The sequence below is a fragment of the Dellaglioa algida DSM 15638 genome, from assembly GCF_001434695.1.
In the GTDB taxonomy this organism is placed as follows: domain Bacteria; phylum Bacillota; class Bacilli; order Lactobacillales; family Lactobacillaceae; genus Dellaglioa; species Dellaglioa algida.
Map to the genome: position 1 here is coordinate 98,558 of NZ_AZDI01000002.1, position 25,636 is coordinate 124,193.

A 25,636-nucleotide genomic window follows, 5' to 3' on the forward strand; every position below is an offset into this window, starting at 1 on the left:
TAACTGGTTTCTTTTTTTGTAAAAATTAATTATTGAGAATAAGAGAACATTGATGTCGTTAGCGTTTTAATAGTTTATAATAAATGACAACTGGAGGGGGAATTTGATGAACACGATATGGTTAGGATTTTCACAAAAATTATTAAAGGTTGATCGATATATAAAAAAATCTTTTACTTACCAGGCAATTGAAAAAACATTCGCAATTATTTTACCCTTTATTATTATCGGAAGTCTTAGTATGGCTCTCAGTTCTAGCGTTTTTTCAAAGCAAGGATTCTTTAATCAAATATACGATATTTCATCATGGTTACCTTACGAAGATGTTATAAAAAAGGTATTAGAAATTATTAACACAGTAACAATGAATTTTATTGCAATCATGACGGCCTTTCTAAGCGCAAAGTACATCACAAGATCGTTTAAAAAAGACGAACAAATAGCGGGTTTTACTGGGGCTATCGGAATGCTTATTTTAAACTATAATTTAGCGAGTTTTACTTCTGATAGCAATCAGGAGACGTTTTTGATGCAAGACCTGGGAATTAGGGGGATTTTTATTTCTTTAATCTTGGGCGTTTTTGTGGGTTATATATTTAAATGGTTCTCACCCAGAAATAAGCAAGAAAAAGTAGATCAATATACATTCATTTCTCGTGGCGTGGGAGGACTACTTCCACTAGCCATTGTATTAGGTATTTTGATTGGATTAACGCTCCTAGCTTCAATGATTAATCAAATGGGTGTGAATGGATTATTTTATTCTTTGTTTAGGCTAACAGAAATTAAATCGAAGCATTTGATTATAACTATTCTATTTTTAGCTTTTTTTAATAGTATTTTATCTGGTGTCGGTATTTCGGGACCTTTGGGTATTATGCAGGGGGGCTTGGATGATACCTCAATTGTCAGTAACTTAAGTTATTCCCTAAAGCATGGCACATCATTCGGTGTTCCTTTTCCTATTTCAATTCACACTATTTATGATAGTTTTGGAAGTTTTGGTGGAACGGGCATGACAATGTCTTTAATCATAGCGATTTTAGTTGCTTCAAAAAATAAAAATAGTCGTAAGATAGCTAAATTTTCAATTATTCCGAGTCTGGTTAATATTAACTTTCCATTGATGTTCGGCTTGCCGATTATTTTAAATCCAATATTGATGATACCATTTATAATATCGCCACTTGTTTCAATGATAATTGGTTACTTCTTCATTTACTTCAAGTGGATGCCACCAGCCGTTTATAACTTACCTAGAACAACGCCAGCACCGTTAATGGCATTTCTGGGAACTAATGGTCATTGGAGTGCATTGTTTGTTTCAGGCATCGTTCTAGTTGTTACCGTTTTAATTTATATTCCATTCGTTAAATTGAATAATCAGGCAGCACTTATCGATGGGGGTGACCTAAATGAAAAATAAACGAAAAATGGGTCGTTATCTATTTTGGGGAATACTTATTTTAACCTGTCTTTTAGCCGTAATTATACCGGCAAATACGTGGAATAGTCAGAAAGTTAAAAATAGTCGGATTATCCATAATTCTAAGTTAAATCCCGTCATCTTAATTCCGGGAAGTAGCGCAACTCAAAATCGTTTTGATGAATTAATTGACGTTTTAAATACTTCAACGAATCGTGCACATAGTTTATTGAAAATTACGGTGAAAAAAACGGGTGAGCTCAAAATCACTGGTAAGATAGCCAAGCGTGATATGCAACCGTTCATTGTTGTTGGTTTTGAAGATAATTCAAATGGGTATAGCAGCATAAAAAAACAAGCCAAGTGGTTTAACACGGCATTTAATTACCTTTCTGATAAATATAAGTTTAACCAATTCAGCGGTATTGGACATTCAAATGGTGGCCTAATTTATACGACATTTTTAGAGAAATATTTTGATAATAAGGCTGCGTCGATTAACACCCTGATGACGATTGGCTCGCCGTACAATGGAGAGGAAACAAATCAAAGTACACGAACACAGATGTTAGCAGACTTTGTGGCGGATCGAAAGAAAATTCCAACAGACTTAGTGCTGTACTCCATTGCTGGAACGGAGAACTACACGAATGATGGGATCGTCCCTTATCAAAGTGTTAATGCCGGAAAATATATTTTTCAGAATCAAGCGAAATCGTACACTGAAATAACGGTTACGGGAAATGAATCAGAACATTCTGATTTACCACAAAACAAACAAATTGTGGCGTTAATTAAACAGTACGTGATGGATTCTAATGATTCAAAGAAAAATGGGCCGGATGATAAAAAACAATAATTAGTATTTAATAAATAAAAAACGACTAATCAATTAGAAAATCTAACTGATTAGTCGTTTTTATAGTCTAGTGGTTATTTTTCAGCTAATTGTTCAAGAATTGCTAAACCAACGCCATCTTCAGAATTAGTTTTTGCTGAATGGTTGGCAATGCGCTTAACTTCATCATGACCATTTTCCATGGCATAACTAACCCCTGCAACTTTTAGCATCGAGACATCATTTAAGTTATCTCCAATAGCCATTACATCTGACATAGGGATGTTTAATCCTTTAGCGAATGCTTGAAGCGCAATCCCTTTTTGTGCATTTATATTATTAATTTCAAGATTAGTTGGTGCAGAAGATGTTACCACGAGTGAGTCTTCTACTTCAATTTTTGCTTTCAAAGGCGTTAATTTTTCTTGGCCATCCATACTGAAAACAATTAATTTAAAGATATCAATTTTGGGGTCGTCGATAACGGTCTGATAATCATCAACGTAATTAATATTCATTAATTCAAGTCTAGCAGCGGCCAGTGAGACAGCCATTTTAAAAGGTGTATCTGGGTTTGTATCTGAAATTAAGCGAGCCACGTTTTGAATGCGGCTTGCACGATTATCAGAATAGACACCATTTGAAGTTGTCATTTCAAAGTAGAAACCTTCTCTTTTAAATAACCGAACCAATGTTTGAGCAACTTCATCTGAAATGGGTGTCGTGTTAAGTGTTTCGCCATCTTCGTTTAAAACCTCTGCACCGTTAAACGTAATCATTGGACTATTGAATCCAGCCGCCGTAATTAAGGGTTTAACCTCAGTATAGCCACGACCTGTAGAAACGATAAAATGGACCCCTAAAGCTTGCGCTTGTTTGATCGCATCGGCATTTTTTTCAGAAATCACCATTTGATCATTCAATAATGTACCATCCATATCTGATGCAATAATTTTTATCATAAATTCAACACTCCTCTAATCATATTTACTTGTTTTATTTTAACATGAAACCGCTCAATATTTTAATCAAATCGTTTATTTTTGTGTCCGGTAATATGGTAAACTTGATTCATGAGGTGCTGCGTAATGAATATTAATGTCGATAATGACTGGCAACCATTTTTAACGAATGAACTTGCAAAGTCAAAATATACTGCTTTAAAAACTTTTATTGATTACGAATATCAAAATAAGACGATTTTTCCGGAACAAAATCGGATTTTTGAAAGTTTTAAATTAACACTGTTTGCTGAGGTTAAAGTCTGCTTACTTGGGCAGGATCCATACCATGAAGAGCATCAAGCACACGGTTTGAGCTTTTCAGTTTTACCAGGAGAAAAGATTCCACCATCTTTACGTAATATGTACAAAGAATTAGAGTCAGATTTGGGTATTCAACCGGTTAATCATGGTTATTTGAAAGATTGGGCGAAGCAGGGTGTCCTGATGCTGAATACGGTGTTAACCGTTCAAGAGGGTGCCGCTAATTCTCATCGGAATCAAGGGTGGGAAATGTTAACCGATGCCGTTATTCAACACTTGTCGGAATCAAATCAGCCAGTTATTTTTGTTTTATGGGGAAAATCAGCGCAAGATAAGGTGAAATTAATTGATACGGATCATAATTTTGTGATAATATCACCTCATCCAAGTCCTTTAGCCGCTTACCGTGGATTCTTTGGTTCTAAGCCATTTTCAAAAATAAATCAGAATTTAACGAGTCGGGGATTGCAGCCAATTGATTGGCAATTACCCATACATGTTTAATTATAGGAGGAAGTAAAATGTCATTATTTGAAAGTTTAAAAAGTAAGATTGAAAGTAAAAAAATTAAATTGGTTTTTCCTGAAGGGGAAGAAGAACGTATTTTAAAAGCTGCCGTTAAATTAGCGGAAGATAACTTAGCAGAACCCATTTTGTTAGGAGATGTAAAAAAAATTCAAGCATTGGCAGCGCAACTTAATTTAGTTATTGAAGGAATTGGCATACAATTACTTGATCCAAAGGCCTACTCCGATGCGGATTTTAATGAAATGAAAGAAACTTTTGTTGCTCGCCGTAATGGTAAAAACACAATAGAACAAGCAGATGAAATGTTACGTGATGTTAATTATTTTGGTACGATGTTAGTTTACATGGGACTTGCTGAAGGTATGGTTTCTGGAGCCGTTCACGCAACTGGCGATACCGTACGCCCTGCATTACAAATTATTAAAACAAAGCCAGGCGTTAGCCGTACAAGTGGTGCCTTTATTATGACTAGAAATAATGATACAGAAAAATATCTATTTTCTGATGCAGCAATCAGTATTAACCCAACTGCTCAAGAGTTAGCGGAGATGGCAATTGCAAGTATCAAAACTGCGCGTATTTTTGATATTGATCCAAAAGTTGCCATGTTAAGTTTTTCAACAAAGGGTTCAGCAAAATCTCCAGAAGTTTCAAAAGTTGCTGAAGCCACTGCGATTGCTCAAAAATTAGCACCAGACGAAGCAATTGATGGTGAATTACAATTTGATGCGGCTTTTGTGCCTAGTGTTGGTGAACAAAAAGCACCCGATTCAAAGGTTGCCGGACATGCGAACGTCTTTATCTTTCCAGAATTACAATCAGGAAATATTGGTTATAAGATTGCACAGCGTTTGGGTGGGTTCGAAGCGATTGGTCCAATTCTACAGGGATTGAATCAACCAGTTTCTGATCTGTCTCGTGGCGCTAACGTTGAAGAAATTTACAAGGTTGGTATTATTACTGCAGCACAAAGCTTAGAGTAATAGGGTGAAATAATTAATGAATATTGAAGTGAATTCTGTTGAAGAAACGCAAAAAATTGCGGAAAAATTAGGACAACTCGTTGAACCTAACATGATTTTGCTATTAGATGGTGATTTAGGTGCGGGAAAGACAACTTTCGCGAAGGGCCTAGCCGTTGGATTAGGGATTACGCGAAATGTTAAAAGTCCAACATTTCCAATTGTCAGAGAATACCGTGAAGGCCGTCTGTCACTATTTCATATGGATGTTTATCGTCTTGAAGGGATGGGCGGTGCAGATTTAGGGCTAGACGAATACTTTAATTCTGATGGCGTGAGCGTTGTTGAGTGGTCTGAATTTATTCAAGATGAATTACCAGATGACTCGTTAAGAATTACTTTGTTGAAAGATGAGGATGACGACAATCGTCGTGTCATTAAACTTGATAGTTACGGCTCACAATACACGAGGATACTTGAGCAGTTGGTTAAAAAAAATGGTTGATAATCCCAATTGGGTTATCAACCATTTTTGCGTTAATGAACTAGTTTTTCGATTTCTGGTATCATCTTTAATGGATCGGTTTTAGGTGCGAAACGCTTAACAACTTGGCCGTTACGATCGACCATAAATTTAGTGAAATTCCATTTAATTGAGCGGCCAAAAGTCCCTTTTGTTTCTGCAGTCAAATACGTAAATAACGGTAACGCATCTTTACCGTTAACATTTCGAATCGTGTGCATTGGGAAGGTAACGCCATATGTCGTCCGACAAACTGCGGCGGCCTGTGCATCATCGTCGAGTTCTTGATGGAATTGATTTGAAGGAAAACCAAGAACGACTAAACCCTGATCCTGATAATCTTCATATAATTGTTCCAACTGTTTAAATTGTGGTGCGAATCCACATTTTGTCGCGGTATTAACAATTAAGAGCGGATGTCCTACATACTTTTCAAGCGAGTAAACGTCACCGTTTTCTAGTGTGACTTGATAATCATAAATTGACATCATAATTCCCCCTGACATAGTTTGATGACAGTTATTAAGCCGGTTTAACGAATGGTTTTAAGCTGTCTTGACCAAAATTATTTTCTTGGTACAGTAAAATATTAGCACAGGCAACTGAATCATCTAATGCGTTATGGTGGTTCGTTAATTTAATATCTAATTCATCGCAGACGGTGTTTAATTTATGGTTTGGAAAATCTGGAAATAGTTTACGACTTGTTTTAACCGTATCGAGTAGCAAAAATTTTGGTGTTTCCAAGCCGTAATAATCTAAAGTATTATGCAAAATACTGTTATCAAAAGGCGCATTATGTGCCACGATTAAGCTGTTATTTTGAAAGAGTGGTGAAATATGTGACCATAATTCCGGAAATTTAGGTGCGAAGGCAACATCTTCTTCATGAATTCCGTGAATTTGAACATTTCGCCAATTAAAAGGTGTTTCAGGTTTGATAAGCGAATAGAATTCATCGACGATTTGATTGTTTCGAACGACTGTTAAGGCAATTGAACAAGCGCTGTGACGCTGATTATTAGCAGTTTCAAAATCCATTGTGACAAAATTCATAGGCGACTCCTTTTTAATCTGAGATAATAGCCGAGGTACAAAGATATGCCCGGTCTGATAACGTTAACAAAGTATACCAGTTAGGTAATGAAATTAAAAGTCAGCTGTTTATGTGATAAATTAGAAAAATAAACGATGAACGTGTTAAAATAAAAAGAATCGCTAAATGTTGAAAGGAATCGAATAAATAATGAAATATGATACATTTGTAGAACTTTTTCCAACTATGAGAATTTTAAAAAAAGAACCCCTTGCTAAATATACCAATACTGAAACGGGTGGTATGGCAGATGTCTTAGCTTTTCCCAAGACGGTTGCGGAAGTTAAACTTCTTGTTAATATGGCTAACGAAAATGGTATTCCGTTAACTGTTTTAGGTAACTCAAGTAACCTTGTTGTAAAAGATGGTGGGATTCGTGGACTTGTCATTATTTTAACGGATATGGATCAGATTACCGTATCTGGTACAAAAATTATGGCTCAAGCGGGGGCATCTCTAATTGAAACGACAGAACGAGCATACCAAGCTGGGTTAACTCATTTTGAATTTGCTGCCGGAATTCCTGGAAGCGTTGGTGGTGCAGTATTTATGAATGCTGGTGCTTATAGTGGTGAAATTTGCCAAGTTTTAACTGAAGTGAGTGTGATCACGCGTGCAGGCTATGTGAAAACTATGGTTAACGAAGAAATGAACTTTGGCTACCGACATAGCCAGATTCAAGATGACCATGACATTATTTTAGAAGCAACTTTTATCTTAAAAGAAGGTAATAAGCATAACATTCGTGAAACAATGGATAATTTTAATTTTTTACGTGCCTCGAAACAACCTTTGGAATATCCGTCATGCGGAAGTGTCTTTAAGCGACCAGAAGGGTACTTTGCTGGTAAACTAATACATGACGCTGGATTGCAAGGTTATCAAGTCGGTGGTGCTCGGGTTTCAACAAAGCACGCCGGGTTTATTGTTAACGTGGACGGTGCGACAGCAACAGATTACATGGACGTTATTAAGCATGTACAAGATACCGTTTGGGAAAAATTTAATGTTAAGTTAGAAACAGAAGTTAGGATTATCGGAGAAGACTAAAAGAGAGGAAGATGGTTAATGCCACTACTTGAATCAGTTATTGTCTTAGCTGCGCTTGTATTATTATCAAACGTCATCAGTCACTATCTGGTTTCGATACCGGTTGGTTTAATTCAGATTACATTGGGATTTATTGTTGCTTTAATTTTTAAAATCTCAATTGAATTGGAAACTGATTGGTTCTTATTACTCTTTATTGCACCATTATTATTTAATGATGGTCGGAAATTTCCAAAACGAGAGCTTTGGAAATTGAGAGGCGCCATTTTTGCGAATGCCATTTTACTGGTCTTTTTGACCACGGTTGCCGGCGGATTTTTTATTCATTTTTTAATTCCAAAGATGCCTTTAGCTGTGGGATTCGCATTGGCCGCTATTCTATCACCAACTGATCCGGTCGCGGTTCAATCAATTGCAGAGAAAGCTAAATTACCACGAAATATATTAAATTTAGTCAGCGGTGAAAGTTTAATCAACGACGCAAGTGGATTGATTGCCTTTAAATATGCAATTGCCGCAGCTGCAACGGGTTATTTTTCCCTTAGCGAGGCGTTCGGTGATTTTACTTACATTGCGATTGTCGGGTTTATTGCCGGAGCTGTTTTAATGTTATTAATTTCAACTATTCGCGATTTTTTAATGAGACAAGGAATTAATGATGTCGTGTTCAACACGATATTACAGATTTTGACGCCATTTATCATATTTATGTTTACAGAAGAGTTTCTGCATGCTTCCGGCGTTATCTCAGTTGTTGTGGCGGGTGTTATTTCTAGTACACGCAAAAATAGTTTTGCAACCTATTTACCTGAGATTAAATTAGTTACCGAAAAAACGTGGGAGATTGTTGTTTACTTACTGAACGGATTCGTATTTATTATTTTAGGGATTGAATTGCCAATCGCAATGTCAAACACGATAGAAGACAACAATAGCAGTACTTTTACGGCAATTGTAGATGTTGTTGTTGTCTGGCTGTTCTTAGTTTTAATTCGTGTTATTTGGACTTATATTAATATGTTATTTATCTCGAAAAAAGATAAAACAAAAAATACGGAAACGCCAAGTTGGCGCGTTTCGCTAATTTCAGGCTTTTCAGGTGTTCGTGGGGCCATTACAATGGCCGGTGTTTTAACAGTACCGACAATTATAAAATCTGGTGATGCTTTCCCGGAACGGTCATTAATGTTGTTTATTGCGGGTGGAATTATTGTTTTAAGTTTGTTGGCCGCAATATTAATATTACCTTTTCTTACCAAAGAAAAAGACATAATGAAAACCAATAACGAATCATCAGATGGGTTAGTTGATGACGATATTATTATTTCTGAGAATGGGAACGCGCAATTCAATGAAAAACAAGCGCGTATTTATATTATGCGCGTTGCAATTAGTCGATTAGAGTCTGAGCGACGAGAAAGTAATCAAAAGGTGGCCTATGAATTAATTTTGGAATATCAATTTATGATTCGACGACTTGAATTTTCTGATCAAGATGATGAACGATTACGTAAAATTGTTGAAGAAGAGGCGAATATTAGACGAATAGCTTTAGATGGTGAGCTAGAAGCATTAGATAAGATGAAATTAAAAAATGCGATTAGTGATCAAAATTATGCGATTATCAATAAGAAAATTATGAAGCAAAAAGCAAAATTAAGTCAAATAAATAATCGAAAAATATCGTTTGTTACGGTTAGAAATATTAAGTATGCCTCCAGACAAATAGGAAAGATGGCCAGACGGGCATTTTTCTCCGAAACCGAATTAAAGAAAGTTTATGAACGACGAAATATTGAAAAAGCTTTAGCTAAGGCAGCAATCAAGGCATTATCGACTTACGTGAAAAAATCAGATGATGTTAACCAACAATTTAATCAGCAAGCTATTTATCATTTGATTGTGTATTATCGTAACCGCATTGAAACTTTAAAACTAACTAAAGAATTTGATCGTTCTGAGTCTGAGGAGCAAAGTTATCAGTTAAGATTGAAGGCCATTGCGGCAGAGCGTACGGCAATGCAAGAATTGATGGAACAGGGTTATATTACGTGGTCATTAGCATCAAGATTACGTGAATATATCAACTACTCTGAAAATGTTATTATGCTTTCTGAGGAAGATTAAAAATAGGAGTGTCTCGCATAAAATATGCGAAACGCTCCTATTTTATTGTTTTACGATATATTTCTAAACTAATAATAATGACTAACTGGACAATTGTTAATAATACGACAAATGCGAGCATTTTAATATTCCACATATCGCCTATCATTTTTAATGCCCATTTGGGCGATGTGAGTAAGTAGACGGTATGTAATCTCAAAAAGCGACCGACATAGACGCCGATAGACGCTAGTATGGTGAGAACAAAAATAATGGCGTAACGAGAATAAGCTGCCGTAAAATGTAATCTGTCCTTGATCTGGTTAGCAATTTGAGAAAGACCAACGAGTGCAAGTAGTGTGCATGACATTGTACTTACCATGAGATAGGTATAATTCAACCACATATGAATATCTAACTTAATTAAGCCAGTTGTGATATCGTATGGTCGCAACATGGTTAAATGAAAAAGATCAGTTAGTAAGTATGGCGCATTTGGGTAAAAGAACAACCAGAGAAGGGTTAGTAACCAAAACCAACCACTGGACTGATTTTTTTTGAGATGAAAGGCTATCTCGATTGGTAGATAGCCCAGAAAGGTATTAAGCAATAGAAAACTAAATTGTATTTCTTGGCTTGAAATAAATAAATAAATCATAATTAAGTAGGCTAAAAAGAATAATCTGATACCGTTTTTCACGTTCGTATTTGTCATAAATGGGCTTCCTTTTCTATAATGTTCTAAGTGTAGCAAAAAATACGCTGAAATAAAATTATTATCTGACAAATTATAGAAAAATTAATGGGGGTAAGGAAACGAATTCGACAACGTGGTATAATAAAACGGTTAATAAAATAGAGGAGGCCGAGTGATGTCCATTAACTGGGGTGGTCTTGTAACATGGGGACACATGGTTAACATACTGGATATTATTGTTGTCTGGTTTGTTGTTTATGAACTCATGGTACTTTTAAGAGGAACCAAAGCAGTTCAACTTTTTAGAGGAATCATTATTATTGTTGTGATTAAGCTAATTAGTGTAGTTGTTGGGTTACAAACGGTATCTTGGATTATGGATCAAGTTATCAATTGGGGTGTTATCGCCATGGTCGTTATTTTCCAACCGGAAATAAGGCGTGGTTTGGAACACCTTGGTCGAGGGTCCTTTTTTGCGAGAGGGAAACAAAAAAATAAAGACGAAAAACATATGATTGCTGGGTTAGATTCTGCCATTCAGTATATGTCGAAACGTCGAATTGGTGCATTAATTACGATTCAGATGAATACCGGTTTGGAAGATTATATCGAAACTGGTATTGCGTTGAACGCTGAAATTACTGGGGAATTATTAATTAACATTTTTATTCCTAATACACCTTTACATGATGGTGCTGTGATCATTAAGGATAATAAAATTGCCGTTGCGGCGGCATATTTACCGCTATCTGAAAGTAACCTAATTCCGAAAGAATTGGGAACTCGGCATCGTGCCGCGGTCGGAATAAGTGAAGTCACAGATGCGATTACAATCGTTGTGTCAGAAGAAACAGGCGCTGTTACAATTACACGTAACAATCAACTGATTCGTGATCTGTCGCAAGAAGATTATCTTAAATTATTGAATACTGAATTAATCAAAGATGATGATAAAAAGAACAATCCTTTCTGGGAATTTTTTGAAAATTTCGGACACAGGGGGAGTAAAAAATGAATCTAAATAAGTTCTTTAATAGTCGTTCATTTTATATTGGAACGTCTTTAATTTTAGCAATTCTATTATTTGTCTATGTGAATTATGATCAATTATCAAATACGAATAATCTTTCTGATGAAAAGAAAACGAGTTTAGTTGCGAATACATCAAAAACAATTAACACTGGCCTGCAAATTTCAGCAGACAATGATAAATATTTCATTACCGGATATCCTAAAAATGTAAAGCTAACGCTGGATGGACCAAGTGCTTTGGTTACAACCACAGTGAACACACAAAATTTTAGCGTTTATGCTGATTTAAAGGGATTGAAACCTGGTAAACATACGGTTAAATTGCAGGCAGAGGGATTAAATAAAGAGATTAGTTATAAAATTAATCCTGCTACAATTGATGTTACGATACAAAAACGTAAGACAGCTACTTTCCCTATACAGGTTAAGTTTAATGAACGTCGCTTGGCCCAAGAGTATAAGAGTGGAACGCCAGTACTGGATAATAATACAGTTTCTGTATCGGGAGCATCAGATGATGTGAACGCAATTTCGGAAGTTGTCGCACAAGTTAATATGAAGAGTAATCAAATAAAATCCACAATCTCACAGGAAGTGTTGCTTGAAGCCTTGGATGCGGATGGAAAAACGCTAAATGTTATTGTTACGCCGCAAACGGTTGGCGTTACAATTCCAGTTGAGAGTACAAAGACAACCAAGAAATTATCGTTAAATTTTGTTTCGAGCGGATCAGGCGTATCTGGGAAAATATATAAATTTTCTAGTGATACAAAGCAGGTGAACGTTACGGGAACAAAAGCAACGCTGGATAGCTTAAGCAAGATTGATGTTGTTGTGCCAATAAACAATATCAAAGATTCTGTTACGAAAACGCTCGATATTGATCTGGATAAGAATAATTTAATCTCAGCATCACCTAAATCTGTTAAAGTGAAGATTGACGTTTCTAGTGGGACAGCAACAACGTCAGAGACAACGAATAGTGAAACAACGTCTGAACAGGCATCGTCGAGTTCTGATTCGAGTTCAGAGAGTAGTGAAAGTTCTGCTTCATCAGCGGTGACAAGTTCTGACAGTATGAGTGAATCAACGAATACATTAAACTAAGTAATCAATGAGGAGAAACTAATGAAATATTTTGGTACAGATGGTGTTAGAGGTATTGCAAACAAAGAATTAAGTCCTGAATTGGCATTTAAATTGGGTCGTCTAGGTGGTTATGTTCTTTCAGAACATGCGCAACTTGAAAATAATGATAGACCTCGGGTACTTGTTGCCCGTGATACACGTATTTCTGGTCAAATGTTAGAACAAGCTTTAATTTCGGGCTTATTATCTGTCGGGATTGAGGTACTCTCATTGGGCGTTATTTCAACACCCGGTGTGGCTTACCTTGTACGTGCGCAAAATGCCGTTGCCGGTATTATGATTTCAGCATCACACAACCCCGTTCAAGATAACGGAATTAAATTTTTTGGTGGGGATGGATACAAATTATCGGATGAACAAGAAGAAGAAATTGAAGTTCTTTTAGAAAAAGATTCTGATGAGCTACCAAGACCTGATAGTGAAGGCCTTGGTACATTAACAGACTATCCAGAAGGCGTATTAAAATATACGCAATTTCTAGAACAAACAATTCCTGATGATTTAGAAGGCTTACACGTCGGTATTGATTCTGCTAACGGTGCAACAAGTGGTCTTGTTTCACGTTTATTTGCAGATTTAAACGCGGATTTTGAAACAATGGCAACATCGCCCGATGGATTAAATATAAATGCGGGTGTTGGGTCAACGCATCCAGAAGGTTTGGCTGAGTTAGTTGTCGAAAAGAAACTTCAAGCCGGAATTGCTTTTGATGGTGACGGCGATAGATGTATCGCTGTCGATGAATTAGGTAATATTATTGATGGCGATAAAATCATGTACATTTGTGGTTTATACATGAATGAACGCGGTCGTTTGAAAAAAGAAACGGTTGTAACAACAGTTATGAGTAACATTGGCTTATACAAAGCACTTGAAGCAGCAAACTTAACATCAGTTAAGACGCAAGTTGGTGATCGTTATGTCGTTGAGAAGATGCGTGCTGACGGTTACAATATTGGTGGCGAACAATCTGGACATATTGTTTTCTTAGACTACAATACAACTGGTGACGGGATGTTAACTGCTATTCAATTGCTAAACGTTATGAAAAAGACGGGTAAGAAATTATCTGAATTGGCTGCAGCGGTACAAACCTACCCACAAGAACTTGTGAATGTAAAAGTAACGGATAAGCAAGCCGCATTGAATAATCAAAAAATTAAAGATAGTATCACAGAAGTTGAAGCAGAAATGGCCGGTGACGGTCGTGTTCTTGTTAGACCTAGTGGAACTGAAAACTTACTACGTGTTATGGCAGAGGCTCCAACAGAGACGGAAGTTAAAGCCTATGTGGATCGAATTGTGAAAACTGTTCAGACCGAAATGGGTGTTTAAAACGATATTAGAGAGTCATTTGAATGAAAATTCGAGTGACTCTTTTTTTATACACTTGAACATTTTTATGTATACCAATATAATAATTGTTGACAACATAATTACAGAAAGGTATATTAATAGATATTGATAGGGGTTACTTATTTATTATGCATCTATACCAATTTTAAAAATAACTTAAAATACAATTAAAAAGGATGATATAAACTATGTGTGGAATTGTTGGTGTAACGGGAAAGAAAAATACTGTTGAGATTTTAATTAATGGATTAGAGAAATTGGAATACCGAGGTTACGATTCAGCAGGTATTTTTGTGGATAACCAAACGGGTGAGGATTATCTCGTGAAGGAAGCGGGTCGAATCTCAAACTTAAAATCAGCCATTGATGATAACATTCATGGAACTGCTGGAATTGGACATACACGTTGGGCAACTCATGGTGTGCCAAGTAAGTTTAACGCTCATCCTCACGTTTCTGAAGATGGTCGTTTCTATCTTGTGCATAACGGTGTGATAACTAATTTTTCTGAACTAAAAGCGCAATATTTAAAAGATGTTAACTTTGTGAGTGAAACAGATACAGAAGTTGTCGTTCAGTTAATTGGTTACTTCGCGAATGAAGAAAATTTGACGGCTAAACAAGCCTTCAAAAAAGTTTTATCATTACTTGAGGGTTCTTCATATGCTTTCTTGATGATGGATCGTGAAGAACCAGAAACCTTGTTTGTGGCTAAAAATAAAAGTCCGTTATTAATTGGTGTAGGGGATGGATTCAATGTTGTTTGCAGCGATGCGATGGCAATGTTAAAAGAAACGCATGATTTTATTGAATTAATGGATGGCGAAATGGTTGTCGTTAAACCAGGATCCATCGAAATTGAAAATAAAAATGGTGAGGCTGTTTCACGTGATTCATACCATGTTGAAATGGATGATAGCGACTCAGAAAAAGGTGCTTATCCATTCTATATGTTAAAAGAAATTGATGAACAACCTGCCGTTATGCGTCGTTTGCTGAGTGAGTACGTTGAGAACGAAGAAACGGTTAAGATTGATGATCATATTCTAAACGCAATGAAAGCCGCTGACCGTCTTTATATTGTTGCTGCGGGAACGAGTTATCATGCGGGATTAGTCGGAAAAGAATTATTTGAAAGCTTGGCTAATGTACCGACAGAAGTCCATGTTGCTTCAGAATTTGGTTATCATATGCCATTGCTTTCAGAAAAACCATTCTTTATTTTCTTGTCACAAAGTGGTGAAACAGCCGACAGTCGTCAAGTTCTTGTCAAGGTTAACGAAATGATGTACCCAAGTTTGACCATTACAAATTCAGCTAATTCAACGCTTTCTCGTGAAGCGACATATACTTTATTGTTGCATGCGGGGCCAGAAATTGCGGTTGCTTCAACGAAAGCTTATACGGCTCAAATTGCTGTTGAAGCGCTCTTGGCAAAAGCGTTAGGAACTGTAACGGGACAAGTAAAAGCAATTGATTATGATGTCTATCATGAACTAACGGCAGTTGCGAATGCTATGCAAGCTATGGTTGATGAAAAAGAATCCATTAATGATTTAGCTAAAGAGTTTTTAAGTGAAACACGTAATGCATTTTACATTGGACGTGGGATTGATTATGACGTTTCAATTGAAGCTGCGTTAAAATTAAAAGAAGTTTCATATGTTCAAACTGAAGGTTTTGCGTCCGGTGAATTGAAACATGGAACGATTGCTTTAATTGAAAAAGGGACGCCTGTTGTTGCAATCATTACGGATGCACCAACCGCAAGCCACACACGAGGTAATGTTCAAGAAGTATTAGCTCGTGGCGCAAACACAATTACAATTTCAATGGAATCATTGGCAAACGAGGGTGATCAAATTGTCTTACCAGATGTTTCTGACTTATTAACGCCATTAGTCAGTATTGTACCCGCACAATTATTGGCTTATTACACAAGCTTAAATCGTGGATACGATGTTGATAAACCCCGTAATTTAGCCAAAAGTGTGACCGTTGAATAACAAAATTGAATGAAATAATGCTGCCTCATTGAGGTGGCATTATTTTTTTGCTTATTTGGTATAGACCTATTGCTTTTTTTTAATAAACATTGTATTATTGGACTATACCAATTAGGACGATAAACAATTGAAAAGAGGACAATGAAATGAAATTAATTATTGTTAAAGATCAAAATGAAGGTGGCCAAAAAGGCTACGAAGTTTTTAAAGATGCTAAAGACGCAAATGCTAAAGTTTTCGGACTTGCTACGGGGAGTACACCACTTACAACCTACGCCGCAATTACAGCCAGTGACTTAGATTTTACTGACGCAACATCAGTTAACTTGGATGAATACGTAGGTTTAGGCGAAAAGGATTCACAAAGTTACCGTTACTTTATGAACGAAAATCTTTTTAGCAAAAAACCATTTAAAACATCTTACTTACCTAATGGTCTTGAAGATGACGCAGAAAAAGAAACAAAACGTTATGACAAAATTATCGAAGAAAACCCAATCGATTTACAAATCTTGGGCATTGGTAAAAATGGACATATCGGCTTCAACGAACCTGGTACAGCTGGGGACAGTTTGACACATAAAGTACATTTAACAGAATCAACAATCAAATCTAATGCGCGTTTCTTTGAAAATGAAGCAGATGTTCCTAACTACGCTTATTCAATGGGTATTGGTTCAATCATGAAATCAAAGAAAATTTTACTTGAAGCTTTTGGCGAAAGTAAAGCAGAAGCAATTAAAGGAATGATCGAAGGTCCCGTTACGGAAGATGTTCCTGCAAGTTTCTTACAAAATCATGGTGATGTTACGGTCATTGTTGATGAAGCAGCAGCAAGTTTATTAAAAAATAAATAAAGTTACACTTAATATGTAGAACTAATTCGTTTAAAGCGTTAAAATAAATGGATTAGTTCTATTTGTGTTTCGTGCTTGCTTGACGGTTGATAGTAAGTCTAGTAACATAATGACAATTGTAAGAAAATACGTTTTTAGGAAGTTGAAAAAATGGTCGATTATAAAATTAGGGTAAAAAATGTTACAAAAGAATATGACTTATTTAAAACAAAGTCTGAACATATTAAATCATTCTTTTCTTTTAAAAATACGACCGTACCTCATTTTTGGTCATTAAAAGGAATTTCAATGGATGTAATGAGCGGCGAAACGCTTGGCCTAATTGGTGTTAATGGTTCAGGTAAATCAACATTGTCGAATATTATCTCAGGTATTATTCCGCAAACGACAGGTATTGTGGACGTCCGCGGTGAAACATCAATTATCGCGATTGGTGCCGGTTTAAGAGGGCAGTTAACTGGACTAGAAAATATTCGTTTAAAAGGATTAATGCAAGGCTTAACGAATAAACAAATTGATGATATTTTAGAAGATATTATTAACTTTGCTGATTTAGGTGATTTTGTTTATCAACCCGTTAAAAGTTATTCGAGTGGGATGAAATCTCGTTTAGGTTTTGCCATTGCCGTGCATATTGATCCTGATATCTTAATTATTGATGAAGCTTTATCGGTCGGCGATGATACTTTCTATCAAAAATGTGTCGACAAAATTAATGAATTTAAGGATCAAGGGAAAACAATTATTTTTGTTAGTCATTCTTTAAAACAAATTGAAATGTTATGTGATCGTGTTGCATGGATCCAATATGGCGATTTAAAACAAGTTGGCCCAACTAAAGACGTTGTGGATAAATATAAAGCGTACATCGATTGGTTTAAAGGTTTATCAAAGAAAGAAAAAACGGCCTATCAGTTAGAACAAAAAGAGGCCCAAAAAGCCTTTAGTATCGATGACTACCTTGTCAGCCAAGTTGATAAACAAAGTGCTGAAGAAGCGAATTCTGACGTTTCAAAGCAAGTTATTACTGACAGAGTCAAAAAGGATTTCTACGGTTCCGTTTTAAACGAAAAAATGTCTAAACCAAGTAAAGTATTAACGGTGGTCGTATTACTGGCAGTTGTTTTCTTTAGTTTAGCTAATGTATCGGGACATTCAATTACGCATATTATTGAACATCCAACGAGTCTCATCCATCCGGCTAAAACAAACAATTAAATAAATGAAACGTTAACGGGTGATGATGCGTTAACGTTTTTTTGTACCGATATTTGGGTAATCTTGAACTATTTTACTTAATAGGTAAATGGAATTAGAAATTTATTGACAACGCTTACATTAAATGTTATCTTGGTCTTGTAAGGTATATGAATTACCTTTATCAATTCTCTTTCTCTCTTATGCTGGCCACTATTGCGATGTAGTGGCTTTTTTTGTGCTTATTGTACTTATGAACGAATGTGTTTATACTTAAGTTAAGCGAATAAATGTAGAAAGTTGGATTTAACATGAAAAGTCATGAAGTTTTATCGTTAATCGAAGAAATTACAAGAAATGATGACTCTAAATATTTTGAATTATCGAACATGGTTCAAAATGGTCGGGCAGAACTTGCGGTTCAAAGAGGTTTTCTGAAGGGAGTCCGTATTTTACAATTAAATATTCCTAGATCATCGCATGTTATCAATTATGAAAAGTATATTAATGAAAATTTTGAAATGCCAATTGAAGCATTTACGGAATATCAAGAGTGGCACAGAACTGAAGAAGCGCAGAACGACTTGGATGCCATATTGATGGACAATCATATTGAGTAAGGAATGCCAAAAACCTCTTTACAAAATGGGTTAATCTATGGTATAAAATAGTATAGACAGAAATGAAATGATTGCTCAGTAGTTCAGCGGTAGAACGCTTGACTGTTAATCAAGATGTCGTAGGTTCGATCCCTACCTGAGCAGTATTCATAGAGGATGATCGACTTACTGCCGATTATCTTTTTTTATTTATGAACTTAACTTTTTGAGTCCATTGTAAGAAATTAATGATTAACTTGAATTATTTCTGAATACAGTTTAAAATTAAGAGATTGTCAGAAAGGGGGATTGCGAAATGTCATCAAACAACCATACAGGTGTCGGTAACGATCGTCGTCCAGTTAACACTCCAAACAAAAAGAACCGTCGTCGTAAACAACAAGAACTTGCTACTTTCTTAAAAGAAAGCAAAGCTAACGACGCAGCAGCTGCAGCAAAAAAAGCATAATTTAGTTAAATAAATGATGGCCACCGTTGATCGTAACGGTGGTTTTTTTGCGTATTTTGTCAAAAGAATCTTTTATTTAAATATATTTATGTAGGTTTTTAGCATACAATAAAGGAATTAATAAAACTGACTAATGGAGTGATTAAGATGGCAAAAAATTTCTACGCGGTATATAAGGGACGTAAGACAGGTATCTTCACAAAATGGCCTGATGTAGCTAAATTAGTTAACGGATTTGACGGTGCGCGTTACAAAGGGTTTGAAACTAGGGATGAGGCACAGAATTGGATGGATGATGGTGCACCAAAACCAACGTCTGTTAACGGCAAAAAAAGTAGTAAAACAACGCGCAATTCGGTCGTTTTAACGCCTGATTCAATTCAAGTCTGGACGGATGGTGGATCAAGAAATCATGGTAACGTAAAGGGCGGACATGTCTTAAATGAAGACACGGCTGCTTGGGCCTTTTACATCAAGACGCCAGGTGAGACATTTTCCGGTACGGATGGTGAAAAAGGTAAAACCAATAATTATATGGAAATCACGGCATTTTTACAGGCTATAAAAAAATTAATTGATTTAGGATTACGAGAAGAGCATATTGTGTTTATTTTAGATTCTAAATATGTTTTGAATGCCATTGAAAAAAAATGGTTGGCCGGATGGCAACGTCGAGATTGGAAAAAGGCGGATGGTCAAACTGTACTTAACGTTGAACTTTGGCAACAAGTAGCCGAATTACTACCGGCTCTGACACATGTTGATTTTGAATGGACGAAGGGGCATGCGGATAACGAAGGTAATAATAAAGTTGACGAATTGTTAAATGAAACGATGGATCAGATGTAAGCAGTGTTGAGTGAAGTAAGCGGGTTTTCTATTAACGTAGAAAGCCTTTTTTTGTGGGAATAATTAAAAATAAGGTCACTGGTAACGGTAAAGTAGTTATTTAAAGCGTTTACTGAAAGCGGTTGCTATATTTTGTATATGGTGTTATTATATCCATGAAGATAGATATAAGGAGATGGTTGGGAATGGAAGCTGAAGAGCTAGAACCAAGGCAATCTGAAGCATTACAGGAATTTATTTCAAATTTGGACATACTAAATGCCTTGGCTGATGAAAAAAGGCAACGATTAATCATTTTGCTAGGATCAAGGTATCAACGGGAACTAACAGTATCTGAACTAGTAGATCGTATGTCTTTGTCGCAACCAGCAGTCTCACACCATTTAAAAGTGTTAAAAGATGTGGGGTTAATTGATTTTAAACAAACCGGATTAAAACGATTTTATTTTTTAACGCCTGATAAGACGTTAAATCGATTAGAACACCTCATTAAAATGATCCGCGAGGGCGAAAAATTAAAGGAGGACTAAAGTTATGGCTCAAAAAGCATATATGATTGGAACCGGTGTTGGTAATTTAGCAGCAGGTATTTATTTAATTCGTGATGGTGGTTGGCACGGTGACCAAATTACGATGTTTGGACTAGAAAAGCATGGTGCTAATGATGGTGCCGCAGTTGAAGATTACATTTCTGAGTATGGAAATCAAAGTCTAAGTAACCAAAAAGGGTTCTTAGCAAAAGGTGGCCGTATGCTGAATGAGGAAACATACGAAAACCTTTGGGATGTTCTTCGGGAAGTACCATCCCTGGATCATCCTGATAAAACAGTAACAGAAGAAATATTAGATTTTGACCATGCACATCCAACGCATGATATTGCACGTTTGATTGATAAAATGGATGGTATTCGAAATAAAGGTGGTAAGAATGATTACCGCCATATGCAATTTAACACCCGTGATCGTATGTTATTAACAAAATTAATGATGATGCCAGAATCAAAGGAATCAGAAATTAATGATATTAGTATTGAAAAATGGTTTGAAAATAGCCCACATATGTTTACGACGAACTTCTGGTACATGTGGCAAACAACTTTCGCATTTAAAAAGGAAAGTTCAGCAATGGAATTACGCCGATACATGAACCGAATGATTTTAGAATTTAGCCGAATTAATACGTTGGAAGGTGTTACGAGAACACCATACAACCAATATGAAAGTATTATTTTACCAATGCGCAAATATCTTTCAGATCGTGGTGTAACATTTGTGGATAATCGTAAGATAACTGAATTTAAATTTAAAGATACGGCCTTACGTGACGATATTGTCGTTACCGGTCTTGAATACGAAGAAGTCGACAATGACAACCAAATTGGTGAAATCGTTATTAATGATGGTGATTTAGTCTTTGATACGAACGGCTCAATTACGGATAGCTCTTCAATGGGCGACATTGATACACCAATTGTTGAAAATATGGAATATGCGCCTAGTGCCAAACTTTGGAAACAAGCAACTGAACATTTCTACAGTTTAGGTAAACCGGATAAATTCTTTAACGATCGTCAACAAAGTGAATGGATGAGTTTCACAGTTACGACTGATAACCATTTTGCAGTTAATGAAATCGCACGAATTACACAACAAGAACCAGGTAACGCATTAAATACCTGGGTTGATAGTAATAATTTGTTGTCAATCGTCGTTCATCATCAACCACATTTCCATGCACAAAAAGAAAATGAAACTGTTTTCTGGGGCTACTGCCTGTACCCACGTCGTAAAGGTGATTTCGTTCAGAAACCATTTATTGAAATGACGGGTCGTGAGATGCTCGAAGAATTACTAGGACATCTTGCTCAGACGGATACGGCAACGGATAATATTAGTCGCCATACTGATGAGATTATGGACAGCGTGGTTAACGTTATCCCTGTCTACATGCCTTACGCAAGTTCATTATTTAATCGTCGTGCAATTGGTGATCGTCCGGATGTTGTACCTGAACATTCAAAAAACTTAGCATTTATCAGTCAATTTGCGGAAATGCCATTTGACATGGTCTTTACAGAACAATATTCATTCCGTTGTGCACAAGTTGCTGTGTATAAGTTCTTAGGGATTTCAGATACAAAATTGACACCAATGCATCATTATGAAAAAATGCCAAAGGTATTGGCTAAAGCAACAAAAACAATGTTTAGATAAACTAAAATAACGATTTATAATCAATTTTATAAATCGTTATTTTTTTTTGGTGTATAATTAAGGCTTATTCTAACTCGGAGAAGGTGTCTTAATGATCAAAATTAATGCGGCGGTTGATCAGATAGAATTATCAGGCATTCGTCAATTTGATGAATGGGTTTCAAAAATAGATGGTGTTAGCAAACTAACCTTGGGTGAGCCTAATTTTGTCACGCCACAGCATATTATGGATGCGACAAAAAGAGCGCTTGACCAGGGTCAAACGCATTATGAGGCCTCTGCGGGTAATCCAGAATTACGACGAGCTACTGCTGAGTACTATAACGAAAAATTTGAACTAAATTATAGGGCGTCTAACGTTTTGGTAACCGTAGGCGCAACTGAAGCAATTGCAACGGCGCTTAAAACGATAACGGCACCCGGAGACTATGTTCTGATACCAGTTCCGTGTTATCCGGCATATCTTCCGTTAATGGCATTGCAAGGCGTTAAGCCCATATTTATGGACACTCGTGCAACAAATTTTAGAGTCACGGCAGCGCTCATTGAAGAAACGTTAGGTCAAAATAAGGATAAATCGATCGTAGGTTTTATTTTTAATTATCCAACCAACCCCACTGGAATATCGTACGACTGTGCAGAGCTATCTGCCATTAAAGATATTCTGAAAATGAACGGTATTTGGGTAATGAGTGATGAAATCTATTGTGAATTAACTTACGATCAACCTCATATTTCGATGGCTAGCTTATATCCTGAAGGGACTATTTTAATAATGGGATTGTCTAAATCACACGCTATGACTGGTTGGCGAATTGGGTTCGTATTGGCAGAAGAACGATTAATTACCGCTATGAAAAAAGTTCATCAATATCATGTGACAACTGCAGCGACATTATCTCAGGTAGCTGCGCTTGAAGCAGTCACAAATGGTAAGCAAGATAGTGTTTCAATGAGAGATATTTATCAGACAAGACGTGACAGACTGGTTACATTGTTAAAAAAAATAGGTTATAATTTAATTAAGCCGGACGGAACGTTTTATCTGTTCGTCCAAGTACCTGAGAAGTTAAAGGTAACGTCCGTAGAATTTTGTCGGAAACTTGCGATACAAGAAAAAGTGGCCGTTATTCCAGGTAGCGCGTTTACCGAATTCGGTGAGGGGTACTTTAGAGTAAGCTTCGCTGCTAGCGATGAACAATTAGAAAAGGTTGTCATTGCGTTAAAGAACATTGGGCATTAAAGTCAAATTATTAACCTATTTATGGTACGTTTGTGGTAGCTAAAGGAGTGATTAAAATGGATGGAAATGTTGAATGGACAATTACCGAATTGAAAAAAATTGAAACAAAAGAAAATAAATTACTAATTGAGGCAACGATTACGCTGTTAAAAGATCAAGCAGTTGAGATTGAAAGTTTGCATGGTTCAATGGAGGGACAACTTTGGAGCCCTAGTAATTGGCGCAAGTAGCTCGTGAGATTGACAAGATAACAAGTAAGGAGTGACAATATGAATAATAGATTAGAAAAATTAGATTTTGAGATAACACCGGTGACATTCAAACGCGTTTTAGTTGCCATAGATGAGGACGATTCAGCATCATCTATCTTAGCTTTTAATTATGCGGTAGCGTTGGCCAAACTACAGCAAATTCCATTAGGGATCGTTTCTATTTTGGAGACTAGTGATATGAATATTTTTGATTCTATGACGCCAGACGTTATTAAGAAAAAAAGGCAATCACTTGAAGAAAGTATTGAACGTTACGTAGATAAAGCACGTGATTTTGGGGTTGAACATGTTGAAGCAATTGTTTCCGCTGGTAGACCTGGTTCTGAAATTGTAGAACATATTATTCCAGAATTTAAACCAGATATCTTAATTTGTGGGTCAAAAACGAATAAACCAAGCGGCTCTAAAAAGATGTTCATTGGATCACAGGCAAGCTACATGGCACAAAATGCACAATGTTCTGTTAGCGTGATTAGATAAATATCTTTAAAAACAGAATAATAAAAGGGGGAAAAACTAATAATTTAGTTTTTTGCTCTTTTTTTTTATAAAAATGACAAAAAAGTTCGTATTTGTGATAAGATTATGATTAGTAAATTAAAATATAGTGAGGATGGTTAAATTGAAATATTACAAAGCGTACCGAGTAAGTCTTGGTTGGCAAATACTAATTGGATTAATTTTAGGTGTTATTATTGGGGCTCTTGGTTACCAAAATAAACTTATTATTAATTCGCTTCAACCACTTGGGACCATCTTTATCAATATGATTAAAATGATCGTATTACCGATTGTTGTTTCGTGTCTGGTTGTCGGAATCGCCAATATGGGAGATATCCACAAGTTAGGTAGAATCGGTGGGAAAACATTAATTTACTTTGAAATTATGACCACGATTGCAATTGCATTAGGATTAATTGTGGGTAACTTAACAAAACCAGGTCAATTTATCGATATTACGGCCTTGAGTAAGGTGGATATCAGTCAATATGTGACGACTGAAAAATCAACCTCCACTGGATTGAGTACCATTTTAATGAACGTTGTTCCAACTAATATTTTTAAGTCACTTGTTGAAGGGGATATGTTACCAATCATTTTCTTCTCAGTTTTATTCGGACTTGGAACGGCTACGCTGGGTGAAAAAGGCAAGCCGATTATTGATTTCTTTACGGCCGTATCTGAAGTTATGTTTAAAGTAACAAATTGGGTAATGAAGTTAGCGCCAATTGGTGTTTTTGCCTTAATCGGTGTTACAATAGCCCAGTTGGGTGTCGCAGCGTTGAAGCCATTAGGATTTTTTATCCTAGTGACCTATCTAACAATGATCTTTTTTGTTATTGTAGTAATGGGGCTTGTTGCTAAATTATTTAAAATTGATTTGATTGTATTATTGAAAGTAATTAAGGATGAAATGGTACTGGCTTTTTCAACGGCAAGTTCCGAGGCGGCCTTACCTAAAATTATGGAGAAAATGGAAAACTTTGGTGTTAAAAAAGGGATTGTTTCCTTTGTGATTCCAACAGGATATACATTCAACCTTGATGGATCGGCTATTTATCAATCAATTGCGGCATTATTTTTAGCACAGGCGTACCATATTCATCTCTCAATTGGTCAACAAATTACATTACTAGTTGTCCTAATGATTACATCAAAAGGGATGGCCGGTGTACCTGGCGCGTCATTCGTCGTCTTACTGGCTACGATTGCAACTATTGGCGTTCCGGCTTCAGGGTTGGCTTTTATCGCCGGAGTTGATAGAATCATAGATATGGGCCGTACAACCGTCAACGTTGTTGGTAACTCATTGGCAGCAGTAATTATTGCACAATCCGAAAACGAATTTGATCGTGACAAAAATAAAAGGTATTTAAAAGAATTAAACATTAAGTAACCTTA

26 protein-coding genes and 1 tRNA gene are annotated in these 25,636 nt (G+C 36.2%); 23 read left to right on the forward strand and 4 right to left on the reverse strand.

Translation table 11 applies throughout. From position 1 onward, the window contains the following. Positions 1 to 106 precede the first annotated feature (106 nt). Positions 107 to 1,426 (forward strand): PTS transporter subunit EIIC, encoded by a 1,320-nt coding sequence (locus FC66_RS02155; RefSeq protein WP_057973732.1) that lies wholly within the window; start codon positions 107 to 109, stop codon positions 1,424 to 1,426. Further along, a complete protein-coding gene (locus FC66_RS02160; protein WP_057973733.1) occupies positions 1,416 to 2,285 on the forward strand; it encodes an alpha/beta hydrolase in 870 nt (289 codons plus the stop codon). The genes FC66_RS02155 and FC66_RS02160 overlap by 11 nt, the downstream gene beginning before the upstream one ends. 74 nt (positions 2,286 to 2,359) lie before the next feature. Here the strand turns inward: FC66_RS02160 and FC66_RS02165 are convergent, their stop codons facing one another. Then, a complete protein-coding gene (locus FC66_RS02165; RefSeq protein WP_057973734.1) occupies positions 2,360 to 3,226 on the reverse strand; it encodes a Cof-type HAD-IIB family hydrolase in 867 nt (288 codons plus the stop codon). A gap of 126 nt (positions 3,227 to 3,352) precedes the next feature. Between FC66_RS02165 and FC66_RS02170 the strand changes: the two genes are divergently transcribed. Genes FC66_RS02170 through tsaE form a run of 3 tightly spaced genes read left to right on the forward strand, consistent with a single transcriptional unit; the run spans position 3,353 to position 5,524 of the window. Next, the gene (locus FC66_RS02170) at positions 3,353 to 4,033 is read left to right on the forward strand and encodes a uracil-DNA glycosylase (RefSeq protein ID WP_057973735.1); all 681 of its coding nucleotides are present in this window, start codon (positions 3,353 to 3,355) and stop codon (positions 4,031 to 4,033) included. 17 nt (positions 4,034 to 4,050) lie between these two features. Beyond that, positions 4,051 to 5,040 carry a phosphate acetyltransferase gene (gene pta, locus FC66_RS02175; RefSeq protein ID WP_057973736.1) on the forward strand — a complete coding sequence of 330 codons (990 nt, stop codon included), beginning with the start codon at positions 4,051 to 4,053 and terminating at the stop codon, positions 5,038 to 5,040. Positions 5,041 to 5,056: 16 nt separating this feature from the next. Next, the gene (gene tsaE, locus FC66_RS02180; RefSeq protein ID WP_057973737.1) at positions 5,057 to 5,524 is read left to right on the forward strand and encodes a tRNA (adenosine(37)-N6)-threonylcarbamoyltransferase complex ATPase subunit type 1 TsaE; all 468 of its coding nucleotides are present in this window, start codon (positions 5,057 to 5,059) and stop codon (positions 5,522 to 5,524) included. Between the two features lie 32 nt (positions 5,525 to 5,556). Here the strand turns inward: tsaE and FC66_RS02185 are convergent, their stop codons facing one another. Beyond that, complete coding sequence (locus FC66_RS02185; protein ID WP_057973738.1) at positions 5,557 to 6,030, reverse strand: glutathione peroxidase; 474 nt, start codon at positions 6,028 to 6,030, stop codon at positions 5,557 to 5,559. A 34-nt stretch (positions 6,031 to 6,064) separates the two neighbouring features. Beyond that, on the reverse strand, positions 6,065 to 6,598 hold the full coding sequence (locus tag FC66_RS02190; protein ID WP_057973739.1) for a 3'-5' exonuclease: 534 nt from the start codon (positions 6,596 to 6,598) through the stop codon (positions 6,065 to 6,067). Between the two features lie 190 nt (positions 6,599 to 6,788). Between FC66_RS02190 and murB the strand changes: the two genes are divergently transcribed. After that, complete coding sequence (gene murB / locus FC66_RS02195) at positions 6,789 to 7,688, forward strand: UDP-N-acetylmuramate dehydrogenase (RefSeq protein WP_057973740.1); 900 nt, start codon at positions 6,789 to 6,791, stop codon at positions 7,686 to 7,688. An 18-nt stretch (positions 7,689 to 7,706) separates the two neighbouring features. Beyond that, complete coding sequence (locus FC66_RS02200) at positions 7,707 to 9,815, forward strand: cation:proton antiporter (protein ID WP_057973741.1); 2,109 nt, start codon at positions 7,707 to 7,709, stop codon at positions 9,813 to 9,815. 37 nt (positions 9,816 to 9,852) lie between these two features. On the opposite strand, the gene FC66_RS02205 is transcribed toward FC66_RS02200, so the two are convergent. Next, positions 9,853 to 10,509 (reverse strand): DUF1361 domain-containing protein, encoded by a 657-nt coding sequence (locus tag FC66_RS02205; RefSeq protein ID WP_057973742.1) that lies wholly within the window; start codon positions 10,507 to 10,509, stop codon positions 9,853 to 9,855. Between the two features lie 157 nt (positions 10,510 to 10,666). On the opposite strand from FC66_RS02205, the gene cdaA reads away from it, so the two are divergent. The 16 genes from cdaA (at position 10,667) to FC66_RS02275 (ending at position 25,631) form a co-directional block, all read left to right on the forward strand. Beyond that, the gene (gene cdaA, locus FC66_RS02210) at positions 10,667 to 11,506 is read left to right on the forward strand and encodes a diadenylate cyclase CdaA (RefSeq protein ID WP_057973743.1); all 840 of its coding nucleotides are present in this window, start codon (positions 10,667 to 10,669) and stop codon (positions 11,504 to 11,506) included. Continuing rightward, a complete protein-coding gene (locus tag FC66_RS02215; protein ID WP_057973744.1) occupies positions 11,503 to 12,630 on the forward strand; it encodes a CdaR family protein in 1,128 nt (375 codons plus the stop codon). The genes cdaA and FC66_RS02215 overlap by 4 nt, the downstream gene beginning before the upstream one ends. A gap of 21 nt (positions 12,631 to 12,651) precedes the next feature. Continuing rightward, positions 12,652 to 14,007, forward strand: a complete 1,356-nt coding sequence (gene glmM / locus FC66_RS02220) for a phosphoglucosamine mutase (RefSeq protein ID WP_057973745.1) — start codon at positions 12,652 to 12,654, stop codon at positions 14,005 to 14,007. 209 nt (positions 14,008 to 14,216) lie between these two features. Then, positions 14,217 to 16,034 (forward strand): glutamine--fructose-6-phosphate transaminase (isomerizing), encoded by a 1,818-nt coding sequence (gene glmS / locus FC66_RS02225; RefSeq protein WP_057973746.1) that lies wholly within the window; start codon positions 14,217 to 14,219, stop codon positions 16,032 to 16,034. 146 nt (positions 16,035 to 16,180) lie between these two features. Beyond that, a complete protein-coding gene (locus FC66_RS02230; protein ID WP_057973747.1) occupies positions 16,181 to 16,891 on the forward strand; it encodes a glucosamine-6-phosphate deaminase in 711 nt (236 codons plus the stop codon). 150 nt (positions 16,892 to 17,041) lie between these two features. After that, a complete protein-coding gene (locus FC66_RS02235; protein WP_057973748.1) occupies positions 17,042 to 18,109 on the forward strand; it encodes an ABC transporter ATP-binding protein in 1,068 nt (355 codons plus the stop codon). A 290-nt stretch (positions 18,110 to 18,399) separates the two neighbouring features. After that, positions 18,400 to 18,708, forward strand: coding sequence for a hypothetical protein (locus FC66_RS02240; protein WP_057973749.1), 309 nt, complete (start codon positions 18,400 to 18,402; stop codon positions 18,706 to 18,708). A gap of 72 nt (positions 18,709 to 18,780) precedes the next feature. Beyond that, positions 18,781 to 18,852: transfer RNA gene (locus tag FC66_RS02245), tRNA-Asn, on the forward strand. 151 nt (positions 18,853 to 19,003) lie between these two features. After that, entirely contained in the window at positions 19,004 to 19,156 is a 153-nt protein-coding gene (locus FC66_RS08050; protein ID WP_169787604.1) for a hypothetical protein, read from the forward strand. A 147-nt stretch (positions 19,157 to 19,303) separates the two neighbouring features. After that, positions 19,304 to 20,005 (forward strand): ribonuclease H family protein, encoded by a 702-nt coding sequence (locus FC66_RS02250; RefSeq protein WP_057973750.1) that lies wholly within the window; start codon positions 19,304 to 19,306, stop codon positions 20,003 to 20,005. A 185-nt stretch (positions 20,006 to 20,190) separates the two neighbouring features. Next, positions 20,191 to 20,535 carry an ArsR/SmtB family transcription factor gene (locus FC66_RS02255; protein ID WP_057973751.1) on the forward strand — a complete coding sequence of 115 codons (345 nt, stop codon included), beginning with the start codon at positions 20,191 to 20,193 and terminating at the stop codon, positions 20,533 to 20,535. A 4-nt stretch (positions 20,536 to 20,539) separates the two neighbouring features. After that, positions 20,540 to 22,219, forward strand: a complete 1,680-nt coding sequence (locus tag FC66_RS02260; RefSeq protein ID WP_057973752.1) for an oleate hydratase — start codon at positions 20,540 to 20,542, stop codon at positions 22,217 to 22,219. Between the two features lie 91 nt (positions 22,220 to 22,310). Continuing rightward, entirely contained in the window at positions 22,311 to 23,462 is a 1,152-nt protein-coding gene (locus FC66_RS02265; RefSeq protein ID WP_057973753.1) for an aminotransferase class I/II-fold pyridoxal phosphate-dependent enzyme, read from the forward strand. Between the two features lie 56 nt (positions 23,463 to 23,518). Next, the gene (locus tag FC66_RS08055; RefSeq protein WP_169787605.1) at positions 23,519 to 23,692 is read left to right on the forward strand and encodes a hypothetical protein; all 174 of its coding nucleotides are present in this window, start codon (positions 23,519 to 23,521) and stop codon (positions 23,690 to 23,692) included. A 39-nt stretch (positions 23,693 to 23,731) separates the two neighbouring features. Further along, the gene (locus FC66_RS02270) at positions 23,732 to 24,214 is read left to right on the forward strand and encodes a universal stress protein (RefSeq protein ID WP_057973754.1); all 483 of its coding nucleotides are present in this window, start codon (positions 23,732 to 23,734) and stop codon (positions 24,212 to 24,214) included. Between the two features lie 142 nt (positions 24,215 to 24,356). After that, positions 24,357 to 25,631: a cation:dicarboxylate symporter family transporter gene (locus FC66_RS02275; RefSeq protein ID WP_057973755.1), complete on the forward strand. Its 1,275-nt coding sequence runs from the start codon at positions 24,357 to 24,359 to the stop codon at positions 25,629 to 25,631. Positions 25,632 to 25,636: the final 5 nt, after the last annotated feature.

Excerpts from the sequence above, each read along its gene's own strand:
- FC66_RS02155 (WP_057973732.1), top strand. The coding sequence starts at position 107 with ATGAACACGATATGGTTAGGATTTTCACAAAAATTATTAAAGGTTGAT.
- FC66_RS02160 (WP_057973733.1), top strand. The coding sequence starts at position 1,416 with ATGAAAAATAAACGAAAAATGGGTCGTTATCTATTTTGGGGAATACTT.
- FC66_RS02165 (WP_057973734.1), bottom strand. The coding sequence starts at position 3,226 with ATGATAAAAATTATTGCATCAGATATGGATGGTACATTATTGAATGAT.
- FC66_RS02170 (WP_057973735.1), top strand. The coding sequence starts at position 3,353 with ATGAATATTAATGTCGATAATGACTGGCAACCATTTTTAACGAATGAA.
- pta (WP_057973736.1), top strand. The coding sequence starts at position 4,051 with ATGTCATTATTTGAAAGTTTAAAAAGTAAGATTGAAAGTAAAAAAATT.
- tsaE (WP_057973737.1), top strand. The coding sequence starts at position 5,057 with ATGAATATTGAAGTGAATTCTGTTGAAGAAACGCAAAAAATTGCGGAA.
- FC66_RS02185 (WP_057973738.1), bottom strand. The coding sequence starts at position 6,030 with ATGTCAATTTATGATTATCAAGTCACACTAGAAAACGGTGACGTTTAC.
- FC66_RS02190 (WP_057973739.1), bottom strand. The coding sequence starts at position 6,598 with ATGAATTTTGTCACAATGGATTTTGAAACTGCTAATAATCAGCGTCAC.
- murB (WP_057973740.1), top strand. The coding sequence starts at position 6,789 with ATGAAATATGATACATTTGTAGAACTTTTTCCAACTATGAGAATTTTA.
- FC66_RS02200 (WP_057973741.1), top strand. The coding sequence starts at position 7,707 with ATGCCACTACTTGAATCAGTTATTGTCTTAGCTGCGCTTGTATTATTA.
- FC66_RS02205 (WP_057973742.1), bottom strand. The coding sequence starts at position 10,509 with ATGACAAATACGAACGTGAAAAACGGTATCAGATTATTCTTTTTAGCC.
- cdaA (WP_057973743.1), top strand. The coding sequence starts at position 10,667 with ATGTCCATTAACTGGGGTGGTCTTGTAACATGGGGACACATGGTTAAC.
- FC66_RS02215 (WP_057973744.1), top strand. The coding sequence starts at position 11,503 with ATGAATCTAAATAAGTTCTTTAATAGTCGTTCATTTTATATTGGAACG.
- glmM (WP_057973745.1), top strand. The coding sequence starts at position 12,652 with ATGAAATATTTTGGTACAGATGGTGTTAGAGGTATTGCAAACAAAGAA.
- glmS (WP_057973746.1), top strand. The coding sequence starts at position 14,217 with ATGTGTGGAATTGTTGGTGTAACGGGAAAGAAAAATACTGTTGAGATT.
- FC66_RS02230 (WP_057973747.1), top strand. The coding sequence starts at position 16,181 with ATGAAATTAATTATTGTTAAAGATCAAAATGAAGGTGGCCAAAAAGGC.
- FC66_RS02235 (WP_057973748.1), top strand. The coding sequence starts at position 17,042 with ATGGTCGATTATAAAATTAGGGTAAAAAATGTTACAAAAGAATATGAC.
- FC66_RS02240 (WP_057973749.1), top strand. The coding sequence starts at position 18,400 with ATGAAAAGTCATGAAGTTTTATCGTTAATCGAAGAAATTACAAGAAAT.
- FC66_RS08050 (WP_169787604.1), top strand. The coding sequence starts at position 19,004 with ATGTCATCAAACAACCATACAGGTGTCGGTAACGATCGTCGTCCAGTT.
- FC66_RS02250 (WP_057973750.1), top strand. The coding sequence starts at position 19,304 with ATGGCAAAAAATTTCTACGCGGTATATAAGGGACGTAAGACAGGTATC.
- FC66_RS02255 (WP_057973751.1), top strand. The coding sequence starts at position 20,191 with ATGGAAGCTGAAGAGCTAGAACCAAGGCAATCTGAAGCATTACAGGAA.
- FC66_RS02260 (WP_057973752.1), top strand. The coding sequence starts at position 20,540 with ATGGCTCAAAAAGCATATATGATTGGAACCGGTGTTGGTAATTTAGCA.
- FC66_RS02265 (WP_057973753.1), top strand. The coding sequence starts at position 22,311 with ATGATCAAAATTAATGCGGCGGTTGATCAGATAGAATTATCAGGCATT.
- FC66_RS08055 (WP_169787605.1), top strand. The coding sequence starts at position 23,519 with ATGGATGGAAATGTTGAATGGACAATTACCGAATTGAAAAAAATTGAA.
- FC66_RS02270 (WP_057973754.1), top strand. The coding sequence starts at position 23,732 with ATGAATAATAGATTAGAAAAATTAGATTTTGAGATAACACCGGTGACA.